At 41.9% G+C, this 14,360-nt stretch carries 13 protein-coding genes and 1 pseudogene; 4 read left to right on the forward strand and 10 right to left on the reverse strand.

Features of this window, described 5'->3' with window-relative positions; translation table 11 throughout:
* Positions 1-235: 235 nt before the first annotated feature.
* The 5 genes and pseudogenes from argH to argC form a co-directional block, all read right to left on the reverse strand.
* Positions 236-1,606 (reverse strand): annotated as a pseudogene (gene argH, locus PP2015_RS15040) (argininosuccinate lyase); the annotation flags it as partial.
* Positions 1,607-1,629: 23 nt separating this feature from the next.
* Positions 1,630-2,838 (reverse strand): argininosuccinate synthase, encoded by a 1,209-nt coding sequence (locus PP2015_RS15045; protein ID WP_058031080.1) that lies wholly within the window; start codon positions 2,836-2,838, stop codon positions 1,630-1,632.
* Positions 2,839-2,848: 10 nt separating this feature from the next.
* Positions 2,849-3,769: an ornithine carbamoyltransferase gene (locus tag PP2015_RS15050; RefSeq protein ID WP_058031081.1), complete on the reverse strand. Its 921-nt coding sequence runs from the start codon at positions 3,767-3,769 to the stop codon at positions 2,849-2,851.
* Between the two features lie 9 nt (positions 3,770-3,778).
* A complete protein-coding gene (argB, locus tag PP2015_RS15055) occupies positions 3,779-4,558 on the reverse strand; it encodes an acetylglutamate kinase (RefSeq protein ID WP_058031082.1) in 780 nt (259 codons plus the stop codon).
* Complete coding sequence (gene argC, locus PP2015_RS15060; protein WP_193330506.1) at positions 4,555-5,568, reverse strand: N-acetyl-gamma-glutamyl-phosphate reductase; 1,014 nt, start codon at positions 5,566-5,568, stop codon at positions 4,555-4,557. The genes argB and argC overlap by 4 nt, the downstream gene beginning before the upstream one ends.
* A 186-nt stretch (positions 5,569-5,754) precedes the next feature.
* Here argC and argE point away from each other — a divergent pair, with 186 nt between their 5' ends.
* Entirely contained in the window at positions 5,755-6,924 is a 1,170-nt protein-coding gene (gene argE / locus PP2015_RS15065; protein ID WP_058031084.1) for an acetylornithine deacetylase, read from the forward strand.
* A gap of 26 nt (positions 6,925-6,950) precedes the next feature.
* Here argE and PP2015_RS15070 read toward each other — a convergent pair whose 3' ends face one another.
* The 3 genes from PP2015_RS15070 to PP2015_RS15080 form a co-directional block, all read right to left on the reverse strand.
* Positions 6,951-7,154, reverse strand: coding sequence for a hypothetical protein (locus PP2015_RS15070; RefSeq protein ID WP_058031085.1), 204 nt, complete (start codon positions 7,152-7,154; stop codon positions 6,951-6,953).
* Positions 7,155-7,255: 101 nt separating this feature from the next.
* The gene (locus tag PP2015_RS15075; protein ID WP_058031086.1) at positions 7,256-7,444 is read right to left on the reverse strand and encodes a hypothetical protein; all 189 of its coding nucleotides are present in this window, start codon (positions 7,442-7,444) and stop codon (positions 7,256-7,258) included.
* 167 nt (positions 7,445-7,611) lie between these two features.
* A complete protein-coding gene (locus PP2015_RS15080; protein WP_058031087.1) occupies positions 7,612-10,038 on the reverse strand; it encodes a zinc-dependent metalloprotease in 2,427 nt (808 codons plus the stop codon).
* 322 nt (positions 10,039-10,360) lie between these two features.
* On the opposite strand from PP2015_RS15080, the gene PP2015_RS15085 reads away from it, so the two are divergent.
* Positions 10,361-11,329: a class 1 fructose-bisphosphatase gene (locus tag PP2015_RS15085; RefSeq protein ID WP_058031088.1), complete on the forward strand. Its 969-nt coding sequence runs from the start codon at positions 10,361-10,363 to the stop codon at positions 11,327-11,329.
* Positions 11,330-11,399: 70 nt separating this feature from the next.
* Here the strand turns inward: PP2015_RS15085 and PP2015_RS15090 are convergent, their stop codons facing one another.
* On the reverse strand, positions 11,400-11,732 hold the full coding sequence (locus PP2015_RS15090) for a hypothetical protein (protein ID WP_058031089.1): 333 nt from the start codon (positions 11,730-11,732) through the stop codon (positions 11,400-11,402).
* A 27-nt stretch (positions 11,733-11,759) separates the two neighbouring features.
* On the opposite strand from PP2015_RS15090, the gene PP2015_RS21690 reads away from it, so the two are divergent.
* Positions 11,760-12,092, forward strand: coding sequence for a DUF5522 domain-containing protein (locus PP2015_RS21690; protein WP_083496602.1), 333 nt, complete (start codon positions 11,760-11,762; stop codon positions 12,090-12,092).
* Positions 12,093-12,116: 24 nt separating this feature from the next.
* Here PP2015_RS21690 and PP2015_RS15095 read toward each other — a convergent pair whose 3' ends face one another.
* Positions 12,117-12,950, reverse strand: a complete 834-nt coding sequence (locus PP2015_RS15095) for a sulfurtransferase (protein WP_058031090.1) — start codon at positions 12,948-12,950, stop codon at positions 12,117-12,119.
* 242 nt (positions 12,951-13,192) lie between these two features.
* Between PP2015_RS15095 and PP2015_RS15100 the strand changes: the two genes are divergently transcribed.
* Entirely contained in the window at positions 13,193-14,356 is a 1,164-nt protein-coding gene (locus PP2015_RS15100; RefSeq protein WP_058031091.1) for a capsular polysaccharide export protein, LipB/KpsS family, read from the forward strand.
* Positions 14,357-14,360 lie beyond the last annotated feature (4 nt).

A 14,360-nucleotide genomic window follows, 5' to 3' on the forward strand; every position in this document is an offset into this window, starting at 1 on the left:
AAGTTATTTAGCAATGATCGATCCAATATTACACCGCATTACAGTTATCTTGATTAAGCGCTGGATTTATGCTCAACCTAAACAAAAAAGCACCGATTTAATAACTAAATCAGTGCTCAATAGCATTTAATTTAATCTTCAAGCAAGTTGTCAATTGGTGAACTCAATTGACATTGCTAGAAGCGTCAACAAAACGAGCTCTAGCAAACCAATTGCATATTCAGCATTATTTTGATTGCGCTTGCTGTTTAGCAAACTTTATTGCTTGTTCCACTTGTGGCAAGGATGTGCCACCTAGCGCCTGCCGTGCGGCAATACAAGCATCTATCTCTAGTACAGGGTAAACATCTTCTGCAATTACAGAACAAACTGATTGAAATTCATCAAGTGATAAATCTTCTAGATTTTGGCCTTTGCTAATCGCATGCTGAACAAGTTGGCCAACAATATGATGACCTTCTCTAAATGGAATACCTTTAGCAACTAAATAATCTGCAAGTTCAGTGGCATTAGCATGCCCGCCTTGCGCTGCTTTTAATGTTGCTTCACCGTTTACCTTGATGCCTTTAATACAAGCTTGTGCCATATGAATACAGGCAAGCCAAGTCGGCATAGCATCAAACAAACCTTCTTTGTCTTCTTGCATATCTTTATTATATGCAAGCGGCAATGCTTTTAGTGTCATCATCATGGCGCTGAATGCACCAAAGACTCGGCCTGTTTTACCACGGATCAACTCCAAAGCATCTGGGTTTTTCTTTTGCGGCATTAATGATGACCCCGAAGTCACATTATCGGCCAACTCAATAAAACCAGCTTCACCTGAATTGTAGAAAATCAAATCTTCTGCGAAGCGCGATAAATGCATCATAGAAATACTGGCACAACTTAAAAGCTCAACCACAAAGTCGCGATCAGACACTGCATCTAGACTATTACGGCTAGCATGGCTAAAGCCAAGATTGTGCGCCAAAGCTTCTCTATCAATGGGGTAAGCAGTGCCTGCTAATGCACCACTACCAAGTGGACTGACATTAAATCTAGTAATGGCATCACTTAAACGCGACTCGTCGCGTTCAAGCATTTCAACATAGGCCATGCACCAATGGCTGAATAGTACCGGCTGTGCACGCTGTAAATGCGTATAACCAGGTAGTATTGTACCAAGTTCACGTTCTGCAAGTGCAACGAACTCTGCTTTTAACGTTTGAATGGCTTCAACTATTTGTTCAGCTGTACTTCGACTCCAAAGACGAAAATCAGTCGCAACCTGATCGTTGCGACTGCGGCCCGTGTGTAATTTTTTCGCCAAATCACCTACTTTGTCTATCAGCTTAGCTTCAACATACGAATGGATGTCCTCATACCCAGCACTCGCAACCGCCGATAAATCTTGTTGTACTTCGCTTAATAGTTCATTTAAAGCCGCAACAAGTTCAGTATGCTCTTGTACACTCAACACATTAACCTGCTGCAGTGCACCGGCCCAAGCGATTGAGCCTATAATATCTTGCTCAGCCATTTGGTAATCAAACGGCAGAGAATCATTAAATTGTTTAAAAGCCTCATCTGGTCCTGATGAAAAACGACCACCCCATAATGCCATGCTGAAATCTCCGAACTTAACTCTTATTTAGCCTTTGCGTTTAACGCGGCAATTCTGCTCGACAACGAGAACAGGCGAATAAACCCTTCAGCATGCGACTGATCGTACACATCGTCTTCACCAAATGTAGCGAAATCTTCACTGTATAAACTATTAACCGATTGCTTTTGTACTGCAGCAACTTGGCCTTTATACATTTTTAAGATTACTTCACCTGTTGCAACTTCACTTAGCGCTTCTGCACCTGCTAGCACTGAGTCTTTTAACGGCGTGAACCAACGACCGTCATACACTAAATGCGCAAACTCAGATGACAGGGCCTCTTTCCATTTTCGACTTGCTTTATCTAGCACTAACTCATCGATTGCTTGTAATGCAGCCATCATGACTGTACCGCCTGGCGTTTCATAACAACCACGAGACTTCATGCCCACTAAACGGTTTTCAAGAATATCAACACGACCAACACCATGCGGTGCAGCGAGTTTATTCAACTCTATTAAACATTTATAAGGGCTATAACGCTCACCGTTAACTGCAACAATTTGACCCTTTTCTACCGACACAGCAACAAACTCCGGCTTATCAGGTGCTTGCTCTGGCGCTGTTGTCCAAGTCCATACTTGATCACTTGGTTGATTCCAAGGATCTTCTAGCTCACCACCCTCATGCGAAATATGCCAAGCATTTGCGTCGCGACTATAAATCTTCGTCGCAGATGCAGCGCACGGAATATCTCGTTCTGCTAGGTAGTCTAATAATGACTCACGACTTGATAGATCCCACTCACGCCAAGGCGCAATCACTTTTAAATCTGGTGCTAATGCCGAGAAACAAGATTCAAAACGAACTTGGTCGTTACCTTTACCTGTACAACCATGGGCTAATGCATCAGCTCCTACTTTACGAGCTATTTCAACTTGGGCTTTAGCAATAATAGGACGTGCCATAGACGTACCAAGTAAATAAGTACCTTCGTAAATCGCACCTGTTTTCAGTGTTGGGTAAATGTAGTCACTGACCATTTCTTCTTTTAGATCTACGATGTGACACTCAGATGCGCCCGAGGCTAAAGCTTTTTCTTCTACACCTACTAGCTCTTCTTCACCTTGACCTACATCGGCTACAAAGGCGACAACTTCACAGTCATAGTTTTCTTTTAGCCAAGGTACTATTGCCGAGGTATCAAGACCACCAGAATATGCCAATACAACTTTTTTGATTTCGCTCATTACTTTACCCTTACACATAATTTGGATTTAACAGTGATACCAGCAATGCATTTTGGGCATGCATGCGGTTTTCAGCTTGTTGAATAATTTTTGAATTTGCACCGTCCATCACTTCTGACGTGATCTCATATTCACGGTGCGCAGGTTGGCAATGTAGAATCGTGCTAGCGCCAGATTGTTCTACCAACTGCTGATTAATTTGATACGGCATATACTTAGCTTTAACTTGCTCAAGTGGTGTTGTGTCACCCATTGACACCCATGTATCAGCATATAAAGCATCAGCACCAGTAGCTGCTTCAATGTCATCACTGACTGTAATTGACGCACCAGACTCAGCAGCAAGTTGCTCAGCTTGTTTTAAAACCTGTGCATCTGGCGACGCACCTTTAGGACTAATTGCTACAAAGTCAGTACCTAACGTTGCAGCTAATAACATCAGAGAGTGAGTGACGTTATTACCTTCACCTAAATACGCTAGTTTGATTTTACTGACATCACCATAAACTTCTTGGAGCGTTAAAAAGTCAGCTAACGCCTGACATGGGTGGTATAGGTCACATAAGCTATTCACTACAGGCACACTCGAAAACTCAGCCAATGTTTGCAATGAACTGTGCGCATTAACACGCGCTACGATGCCATCAGCCCAAGTGGCAATATTGAGGGCAAAATCTTTCACCGACTCACGACCGCCCATCGCGCCGTTTTGTTGATCAAGATAAACCGCATGACCACCTAAACGATTAATACCAATATCGAAAGACACACGAGTACGTAAGCTCGGCTTTTCAAACAAGGTAACGATAGATTGACCTGCAAGCGCTTGATTAAACTCTTTTGGCTGCTGCTTGATGGTTTGTGCAAGCGACAATAGTTTTAGCGCTTGAGCTTTATTTAGTTCTAATCCTGTTAAAAAATGAGATGTCATTGCTATTTCCTAAGGTGTAATTTTTGTACCGACATGGATGCCTTGAACTAAGGCAATAAGGTTTTCTGGCTTCTGCCAGCTCGATATGTACACCCCGCGTCGTAAGTGTTGTGCAGCGTGCAGGCTGGTCTTTACTTTGACCTCCATGCCGCCAACAATGACTCCTTCTTCGATGAGAGTAGCAATGTGTTGTTCAGATAGTTGATGTAAAGGCTGCTTATTCGCATCAAGCACTGCTTCTACATCTGTCATATAAATCAGTTCAGCATTTAGTTGCTCGGCAATCGCCGCCGCCGCTTCGTCAGCATTAACGTTATAAAGTTGACCATCAGCGCCGATACCAATTGAGCTCACCATAGGTGTTCTGCCTAGCTCTAAAAGTGTTGGTAATATACTTGCCTCACCCTGTTCACATTCACCCACTTGTCCTAATGCTTTGAGTTTTTGTGTGGCAATTAAGCCTGCTTCATATAAGCAGGTGCCCACAGGTTTCAAGCCAGCTTTGATAGCTTGACCACTAAGTTGTTTGTTCGCGGTACCTGCCAACGCACCGACTATATAAGGCATTTGTTCTTTTGGACTGATACGTAAACCTTGGTGTTTAGCGGTTGCAAAACCCGCCTCCGACAGCCACTTATCAACCAAAGCACCGCCGCCGTGTACCACAACAAATTGCTTATCTATTTGTACTTTTATTAACTCTGCTATTGCGGTAAATAATCCCATCGCAGCATCTTCTGTGTTTAACACCGCACCGCCGACTTTAATAACCCAAGTTTGCATCTTCATGACACTCCTTTTAGGCCAAGTTCAGCAGGTAATAATGCCGCGATGTTCATACACTGCAATGCTTGGCCAGCCGCACCTTTTAACAAATTATCTATGGCAACAACCACTATCAGTTGCTCACCTTGCACTTGCCAACCAATATCAACATACGGTTGTTTAGCCACACCTTTAATTGAAGGCATTTGCTTATTGCCTTTTAAACGAATTAACGGCTCGTCGGCGAGCACTTGGAATGCTTCATTAACTTGGTGCTCACTCACCCCTGGCTTCAATTTCACATAAATGGTTTCAAGAATACCGCGTGCAAAGTTACCTAAGTGCGGGGTGAATAACACTGAATGACCAAGATACTGAGAAATTTCAGGCGTATGCCTGTGATTGAATAAACCATAAGGTGCGAGAGACACTTCGCAAAACTGTGTGCCTATATTGGCTTTGCGACCCGCGCCAGTTACGCCCGATACTGCATTAACAATAATAGTATCGTCAGCAAGTAAATCGGCTTGCTTGAGCGGTTTTAAACCATTTAACGCCGCTGTTGGATAACAACCCGCAACAGCAACGAGCTGTGCCTGTGAAATGCCCTTTGCATTCCACTCAGCTAAGCCGTATTCAGCTTGAGCAAGCCAAGTGGGTGATTGGTGAGTAAAACCATAGAAGCTGTCGTAATCTTGAGGATTCTTAAGTCTAAATCCACCAGATAAATCAAATACCTTTTTGCCCGTGGCTAAAAACTTAGGTGCGAGTTCAACACTGACCTTATGATCTGTGCACAGGCAAACGAAGTCTGCTTTAGCTTCAATATCTGCAAAGGCTTGTTCATTAAGAGGTAAAAGAAGCGTGTCGAGCAAAGAGGCATGTTCCGGATACAAATCACTCAGGAGCTTTCCTTTGTCTAAACTTTGCTCTGACACAAAACATCCTGCAAGGGAGAAGTTGGGATGTTTGGCAATTAAACTAGCTAATTCAGCGCCGCTATAGCCGCTAGCGCCAATAATGGTTACATTCAACATAGTAAAAAATCTCTAAAAATTTGGTTTTGCTTCGTGCCCTCTGGGCATTATTTAAAAAGTGTTGAATGTATATCGTCGCATCTTAGCCTCTAAATATATTTATTCTCATAAAGTGAATTGATATTCATACTAAACGCATATAAATTATTATGCAAACATTTTGAATAAATATTTTGGATTAACATGACCGCTCCTGCTTTTATTAATATGTACCAGCAACTTATCGCCGAGCCCTCTATTAGCGCGCTAGATCCTCAGCTAAATATGAGTAATTACTCGACAATAGAGTTATTAGCAGCTTGGTGCGAAAACTTAGGTTTTCAGGTCGAGATTACAGAGCTCGATAGCGCACCGGGTAAATTTAATTTACTGGCAAAACGTGGCGAAGGTGAAGGCGGATTGATGTTGGCAGGGCATACAGACACAGTGCCTTTTGATGACAGTCGCTGGAGCTATGATCCGTTCAAACTCAGCGAAGTAGATAACAAGCTATATGGTCTAGGCTCAATTGATATGAAAGGCTTTTTTGCATTTGTGATTGAAGCCATTAAGCAATTAGATACACAAGGCGCGAAACAGGCAAAACCTATTATGATCCTCGCCACTGCAGATGAAGAGACCACTATGGCGGGCGCTCAAGAAGTGGCGAAACATCAGAGTCTAAAACCTGAGTTTTGTGTCATAGGTGAACCGACAGACATGGTGCCTGTATTCACCCATAAAGGACACATGAGTACCGCCATTCGAGTAACAGGTAGGTCGGGTCATAGCTCTGATCCTGCCCGCGGTTTAAATGCCATTGAAGTGATGCATAAGATTATTGCAAAGCTGTTGCAACTAAAAGACACTTTAAAGAATAAATATTCAATTGAGCATTTTGCAATACCCTACCCCACTCTAAATCTAGGGCATATTCATGGAGGGGATAATGCTAATCGTATCTGTGGCTGCTGTGAGTTGCACTTAGACATTCGTCCATTACCCGGGCTGAGTATTCAAGAGCTGCAATTATTATTGCTAGAAGCGGTTAAACCCATTAATGATGAATACCCAAATAGTGTCGCGGTTATCGACTTACATGACCCTATTCCGGCCTTTACTGGCACAACTGACAGCGCCTTGGTAAAACTCGCCGAAGCGGTTTCTGGGGAACAAGCCATTGCGGTAAACTACTGCACTGAAGCACCATTTTTACAGCAACTTGGCTGTGAGACTATTGTCATGGGTCCGGGTTCTATAGAGCAAGCCCACCAGCCTGATGAGTTTTTAGCAATGGAGAAAATCAAACCTTCGCAAGAGAAGATCACTCAGTTAATTAATGAGTTGTGTTTTAAAACTAAAAAAGCCACCTAAGGTGGCTTTTATCATCGGATGTTCAATTACATGATGTCACATGGAAGTGTTCTACAAATCTCGATACTTAATGTGTAAGTTGTTGGTCTATCACACGCGATTGAACCTGTATCAGTGTAGCATCGCGAAGTATTAGCACCACCCGCTACCGCTGGAGTTGCATTTACTGGTAGTGCTTTGTCGTCTTTTGAAAGGTTTTTTACACTTTTTTTATTTAGTTTAAGTTTCATTTTATTTTCCTTAAATGAGTAGGCTTGATATCTCTGAATGAGTTATTTACATAACATCAGGACCAATGATGAATAGAGTAATTTTCTAAAACTTTCGTTTATTAAGATAAACAGTCGTTTCTGTAGCTCGGCGGTAAAGTAGTAATCGTGATGCAAGGGTTTGTATGGCAAACCTCAGTTTTTGCAAACACTGGACGGCCACCAGCAATGTGCGGCGTTGCTTCTAAAACAGCTTGTGAGTTATCTAAACTTAAGTTTTTTACTTTCTTTTTGTTTAACTTCAATTTCATAGTGACTTTCCTTATTGAGTGTGACCCAAGGTCACAAAAATAAACTATCAAAAAGGGGACAAGCTAGCAAGATATTAATTGAATATTTCTCAAGTAAATAAAATGATTATTTAATTGTAAGAAAACGTAACAAAAAGAGCGCTTATTTGCGCTCTTTAGATTGAAAATTAAATTGGTGAACCGGGCGGCATCTTTAATGCTGCATAGGCTTTTGGCCATTTTCCTGATTCTAAAAACGCTTTTACTTGACGTGCAAGGTCATGTCTAAATGCCGTGTCTTCACTCACACTGCTAAACAATGATCTTTGGTCAAATTGTTTTGCTACTCGCATCAATTGAAAGCGCAACTGCGCTTGTACTTCTGGCTCAACTTTATTTGAACTGGCTAACTGGGCTAGTCGTGCTGCTGTTAAAAATTGCACACGCTGAGTCAGCTTTTGTGCCATACCTGATGAACTATCCGCTTCAAAGACCTTGCTGTATAGTGTATTCATTAGGTCACTCAAACCAAAATGCTGATTATCACGGGCTTTATGCTGCGATAAACGGTTTAAGCGTTCAGCGTTTAACAGTAGTTTCAAGCTATGGTTTGCCGCCACTTCCGGCAACGCCATGGCATCAAGTGCTAAGCCTGTGCGACCATAAACACTTTCACGGGTTTTACGCTCACCGTATGCTTTAGGTGGGATCAACGCTAAGATACTTTCAGGGATCATCAACTGCTCAGCCTCAAGCGTTTTTAGCATCGCCGTTAGTGCTTGTTGCTGTGTCGCTTTATCTACAATTTTCGCACCTTTAACAGCACGTTCGCTACGTACTTCATAATCGTAATCAATACCTGCGATAAGTTTCACAGCTGACTCAACTTGGTAGCGATGGAATAAAAACAGGGGTACTAATTTCTCTTCTAATTGAGACAGAGCAACACCAGTTTTAATGTTATTAATACCGAATGAGTTTAACGCTTGCTGACGTATATCGAGTACACGCAGTAATTCTGAGGCTGGGTTTTCACCGTTATCCCATAAATGTGCGGTTGGATGAGCACCACCTTGCGGGCGTGCATCAGGGTCTGAAATAAACTCTAAACCTTTATTGTGATTTTCAGTGATGATATTGGCAAGCTCAGTTGCTTCGTCTTTACCTCTGAAATCACTATAACCATATTTCACCGCTTGAATATCCCAATCGCCCATACCTTTGGCATAGCCTTTAGAAATATCTAGCTGTCCTTGCGTATCGAAGCCAACCAATGGGTGTGGATAATCCATTACAGACGCCCTGTTTTTAACAGACGCCGAGAAGTTATGCGCAATACCCAGCGTATGACCTATTTCGTGGGCACTTAGCTGACGAATACGATCAAGGGCCATATTCTGTAAATGTGCGTTTACTTCATCACCTTTCACAAAAGGCGCTGCTAGCGCTTCTGCAATTAGGATATCTTGTCGAACTCGCAATGAGCCTAATGTGACATGGCCTTTGATGATCTCACCCGTACGCGGGTCAATAATCGAAGAACCATACGACCAACCACGTGTTGCTCTGTGCACCCATTGGATCACGTTATAGCGAACATCCATAGGATCAGCATGCTCTGGTAAAATTTTCACTTGGAAGCCATTGCTATAGCCGGCTGCTTCAAACGCTTGCTCCCACCAGCGTGCACCATCTAATAATGCAGTTCTAACTGGCTCAGGAACACCTGGGTCAAGGTAATACACAATCGGCTCAACCGCTTCGCTTTGCGCTGCCGTCGGATCTTTTTTAGCTAAACGATGACGAGGAATATAACGCACCAGCATAGATTCGTTCAGCGGAGCCGAGTAATCCTTGTGCTCAATGCTCCAATATCCAGATTGCGCATGGAATTGGCGAGGCTGATACTCGTCATCAGGTAATTTAATTAAAGAGTGATGCTGGTGAACTGTCACTGCATATGGATCTGCACTGACTTGACGAACATATTCGCCCGGCTTGCTGCCTTTAAACGTTAAGACGGCTTCAAGCTCAGTGTTATCTACAAATGCTTTTGAGCGAGGCATAAATACCGCACTGCGCGAACTATCTAAATTAAAGCTACCCTGTTTACGATTTGCTAGTGTGCGACTCACACCATGCACATCTGCTAACAGATAAGGCGTGTAATCAATCAAGACGCTGTCATTGTCTTCAGCAACAACTTTAAAGCCTTGCAAAATACTTGACGCAAACGCCTCATTGATACTTTGCTTTTCAGCGGAGTTATTCGAGCTCGCACGATAATAAGTGTTTAAGGCGCGAAGCATGATTTTGTCGCCAAAGCGCTCGAATTGCGCGATATGGGTACCGCCTAGTTGACCTCTATCTAGGCCGATATCATTCGAACCTACCCCGTACGGCAAACTAAATTGTAGTAAAAATGGCTGCTTGAACTTATCAACATCAAGGTAAATTTTGCCGCTTTGCGTGTCGGCATAAAAGGAGTAATGACCCGGAAAATGATTAAACTTTTCAGTAAACTCATCAATAGACTTAATTGCGGCGTGCGCTTGGGTTATCATAGTGCCCAGCAAAGCTGAGAATATGACAGGTAAAAATCCAATTTTTCGCATAATCTTATCTTTGTTATTAGAGGTTTTAAGTGGTTGCTATACCAATTGCATTGAAGCAATGAGCAATTATTGCGTCGAAAAATAGCACTGTAGCAAGGCAAAAATTACGACATATAGTTGTTCTATATAAGAAATTTTTAACGAAGTTACAGAGTTATTTAGCTCGCTAGAATGTTCATGCATTTAATAAAATTGGTATAAACATTACAGTATAATTTATCCAATCTGTTTAACAGCTATTTAAGACAAAATTCAGCGCGGCACGCAGCCCCCTCTCACACTATACTTGGCTGCGACCATAACGTTATCAGGACTATTTACTATGCGTAGACTTCCTCCGGTGTTAATTGAAGACGGTTGTTCTAGAGAGTTAGTTTCATTGATCCGCACTATCCTTGCGGCTTGTAAAGAAATTTCATTCCGTGTTGGCCAAGGCGCACTTTCTGGCGTATTAGGTTCAACATTAGACGAAAACATTCAAGGTGAAACTCAGAAGAAGCTTGATGTGCTGTCTAACCAGCTTTTAAAAGACATCTTATTAGAGTCTGGCTATGTAAAAGCGATTGCATCGGAAGAAGAAGACTACACAGTAGCAGGCAACCCTGACGCAGACTTCATCGTCGCGTTCGACCCACTTGATGGCTCTTCAAACACCGACATCAACTCACTCGTTGGTACGATTTTCTCAATCATGCAAGCGCCTAAAGATTCAGATCCTGCGGATCCTGCTATCTTCATGCAACCGGGTCACAAGCAAGTTGCAGCGGGTTATGTACTATATGGCCCATCAACAACGCTTGCGCTTTCTACAGGTAAAGGCACTCGTATTTTCACGCTTGATAAGACGCATGGCAGCTTCTTATTAACTGAAGACTTTGCGAAAATTCCAGAAGATACCAAAGAGTTCGCTATTAATGCGTCTAACCAGCGTCACTGGCAACCAGCAATGAAGAACTACATTCAAGATTTGTTAGCTGGCGATACTGGCCCCCGCGGTAAAAACTTTAACATGCGCTGGATTGCAGCCATGGTTGGTGACGTACACCGTGTATTATGCCGCGGTGGTTTATTTACTTACCCTGCAGATACCAAAAACCCAGAAAAACCATACAAACTTCGTTTAATGTACGAAGCAAACCCAATGGCAATGCTAGTAGAGCAAGCGGGCGGTTTAGCGCACACAGGTGAAGAGCGTATTATGGATATTCAACCAAATGACATCCACCAGCGCGTTGCGGTCATTCTTGGTTCTAAGAACGAAGTTGAAGCGTGTTTGGCTTATCATAAATAAACTTGCTTCAAGTTTTACGTATTAAAAAAAGCAGCTTCGGCTGCTTTTTTACTTTTGCTTTATAAATTACTCAACCGCTCAAAACCTGCCGCAATGTTTGAAGCTTCTTAACACTTAACTCTCCCATCTGCTCAGGATTACTCAAAGCATACAATGCGCCTTCCACTTGTTGTGTATCAATGTCTTCTCGCATGTCGAGTAACTGTGCCCACATTTCTAATTCATCAATATCTAACTGCTTACTCAATACCTTATCTAATACAATGAGCACATCTTGATTGCTAACACAATAAACTACCTCTGATTGCGAGGCAGAGAGTAATACTGAAAATGCCTCTGAACGCTTTTCACTAAAGTGCACAATGGCTTTAACCGCCTCTAGATGAGTCATGTTATTATTCACGTAAATTTCTCTTATTCGAATGTATCCATGAACTGCTCGCAATGCCAGCAAACTTTAAAATGTAGTGCCGATACTGATTGCTGGTGTATGACACTGCCAAATATTCTACCTATTTCCGAGTCATCTGGCTGCGTATGTCGCGCTTGTTTAATAAAAAATATTAGGGCTTACATACAAGGTATTAAAAGCAAACCTATTAAGGAGCAGCTTGCGCTCGCAAGACCTTATCAAAACGATACTAATTTTATTGAAGGCATTGATTACGAAATAGAAAATGGCTTGCTAGTGATGAGTCGTTGGGCGCACTTAAAACGGGGTAAGTGCTGTGGCAACGGCTGCCGCCATTGCCCTTATAAGTAACCCGAACTCTGGTTAAGCAGTCACTTATACTTCGCCTACTTCTATGGGTAGGTCATGTTCAGCATTGCCCCATTCTGACCATGAGCCATCGTACACAGCTAAATCTTGATAACCACATTCATCAGCTATCATTGCCAAAATACAGGCTGTTATGCCCGAGCCGCAGCTAAACTGAAGAGACTTATCTTCAGCCCCCAAAGCTTTCAATCTTGCATGTAATTCGGAAATTGGTTTTAAGCATTTGCTTTCATCGAGCACACTCGCATAGTGCATACTCTTACTGTTTGGAATATGACCCGAAATCATTCCGGCTCTAGGCTCAAGCTCCTCGCCTGTAAAACGTTTATAGCTGCGCGCATCGAGCAATAAGGTATTAGGATCGTCTATGGCATTAAGAACCGCATGCTTATCAATGAAGCAACCCACTTTTGGATGAGCGACAAAATCACCTATAGCTTTAGCTTGACTGTACTCAGCCTGAGTAGGTAAACCCAATTCAAGCCAACGCACTAAGCCACCATCTAGTACGTATACTTCGTCAAAGCCCATACTTTTGAACATCCACCAAGCGCGTGCGGCACTGAAAAGGCCTTTGTCGTCATAAACAATCACTGTATCAGTATTATTCACGCCTAGCTGGCGCATTTCTGCCTGAAACTGCTGCGCACCACACATGGTGCTTGAAAGCTTTGCTTCTGGTTCACACAGCGCATCTTTAATATCAAATCGTTTGGCACCAAGAATAATCGCTTGAGGGCAATATGCTCCTTTTACGCCTGCACTCACTATGCCAGCATCGAAGACATGAACTCTCTTAATGTTTTCGTTTAACCACTCGCAAGACCTAATGTTTTTCAAATTATTCTCCAAAGAAATTCTAAGTAATGAGTCTCTAAACAACCTAATTTAGCTTCTTCTTATTATTACCTTTGCAGCTTCGCATGCAGTTGTTAAAATTTGGCGTACATAACTATTGGGCTATATTTTGATGCTAATTACCCTTAGTCACGACACTATTACAATAATAAAGTGACATCAAAACTCAATTCATTAACCAACCCAATCGTTTCAACTATTACTTAATCAGGCACTTGAATTAAATGACTGCAAAAAACTACTTATTTATATCACGTAAATCTTCCCATTACAGATATTACGAAAAGCTCGTGCATTTTTTAGGTAATAATGCGCAGCTTCACGCTTTAAAACAATTATGCTTTCCGTCACTTAACTATCGACCAGAGTTGAATTCAATAGATTTGAATGACTTAGTAGATGTGCACATGAAAAGGAAAGAAGTTCGTTACCCTGTTTTAAAGAAGTCTAAATTACTCAACAAGTTATTTCGCTTCAGCTACACCAAAATTGAGAAAGCACGTGCCAATTACTACTATAATTTTTTAGAGCAACATCCATGCACGACGGTTATCCTTTGGAATGGTATGAAGCAACCAAATCGAACACCCTATATAGTTGCAAAAGCATTAGGAAAAGAGACTATATTATTCGAAAATGGCTTGTTACCCAATACAACCACATTAGATCCTAAAGGCGTCAATGCACTTAATTCGGTGCCTAGAAGCAAAGAGTTTTATCTCAATTGGCAAGGTGATGTTGAACAAAGACAAACTCAGCTTGTTGCAAGAGCCCCACACAAGCAACGCAAAAAAGACATCGATGAGACAAAGCTACCAAGCAGATATATATTCGTGCCATTTCAAGTGCCTAATGACACTCAAATAGTATGTCACTCTCCTTGGGTGCCAAATATGGAAACGTTTTACGCAACTTTAGAAGAATCTTTAGAAGAGCTAAAGAAAAGTTCTTCTTGGCAACCATTTAAGTTTGTAATTAAAGAGCATCCGAGTTGGCCAAGAAACTTCTCTGAGTTACACAATAAGCACCCAGATATTATTTTTGCAAATGGTAACAACACGCAAGAACTGATTGAAGACTCGCTCGCTGTTATTACAATTAACTCAACTGTTGGTATGGAATCTCTATTACTCGGGAAAAATGTTATTACGCTTGGCAATGCATTTTTCAATATTGATGGTTTAGTCCATCATTGTAAAAACGTAACTGAGTTGATCCAAACTTTAAAAGGTATAGAAGAGCAAGAAGTTGATCACATTCTCGTAGATAAGTTTTTGAGTTATTTGAAATCTGAATACCTGTTACCTCAAGCTTGGGGCAATCTAAGCGATGAAATGGCTCACTTTAATGCTGTAAAAGAAAGGCTTGAGAATCCATATAAGCCATAGAAAT

Source organism: Pseudoalteromonas phenolica (assembly GCF_001444405.1).
Taxonomy (GTDB): domain Bacteria; phylum Pseudomonadota; class Gammaproteobacteria; order Enterobacterales; family Alteromonadaceae; genus Pseudoalteromonas; species Pseudoalteromonas phenolica.

Coding starts and splice junctions, on each gene's coding strand:
- argE (WP_058031084.1), top strand. CDS start 5,755: ATGACCGCTCCTGCTTTTATTAATATGTACCAGCAACTTATCGCCGAG.
- PP2015_RS15085 (WP_058031088.1), top strand. CDS start 10,361: ATGCGTAGACTTCCTCCGGTGTTAATTGAAGACGGTTGTTCTAGAGAG.
- argB (WP_058031082.1), bottom strand. CDS start 4,558: ATGAAGATGCAAACTTGGGTTATTAAAGTCGGCGGTGCGGTGTTAAAC.
- PP2015_RS15050 (WP_058031081.1), bottom strand. CDS start 3,769: ATGACATCTCATTTTTTAACAGGATTAGAACTAAATAAAGCTCAAGCG.
- PP2015_RS15075 (WP_058031086.1), bottom strand. CDS start 7,444: ATGAAATTGAAGTTAAACAAAAAGAAAGTAAAAAACTTAAGTTTAGAT.
- PP2015_RS15070 (WP_058031085.1), bottom strand. CDS start 7,154: ATGAAACTTAAACTAAATAAAAAAAGTGTAAAAAACCTTTCAAAAGAC.
- PP2015_RS21690 (WP_083496602.1), top strand. CDS start 11,760: ATGAACTGCTCGCAATGCCAGCAAACTTTAAAATGTAGTGCCGATACT.
- PP2015_RS15080 (WP_058031087.1), bottom strand. CDS start 10,038: ATGCGAAAAATTGGATTTTTACCTGTCATATTCTCAGCTTTGCTGGGC.
- PP2015_RS15045 (WP_058031080.1), bottom strand. CDS start 2,838: ATGAGCGAAATCAAAAAAGTTGTATTGGCATATTCTGGTGGTCTTGAT.
- PP2015_RS15100 (WP_058031091.1), top strand. CDS start 13,193: ATGACTGCAAAAAACTACTTATTTATATCACGTAAATCTTCCCATTAC.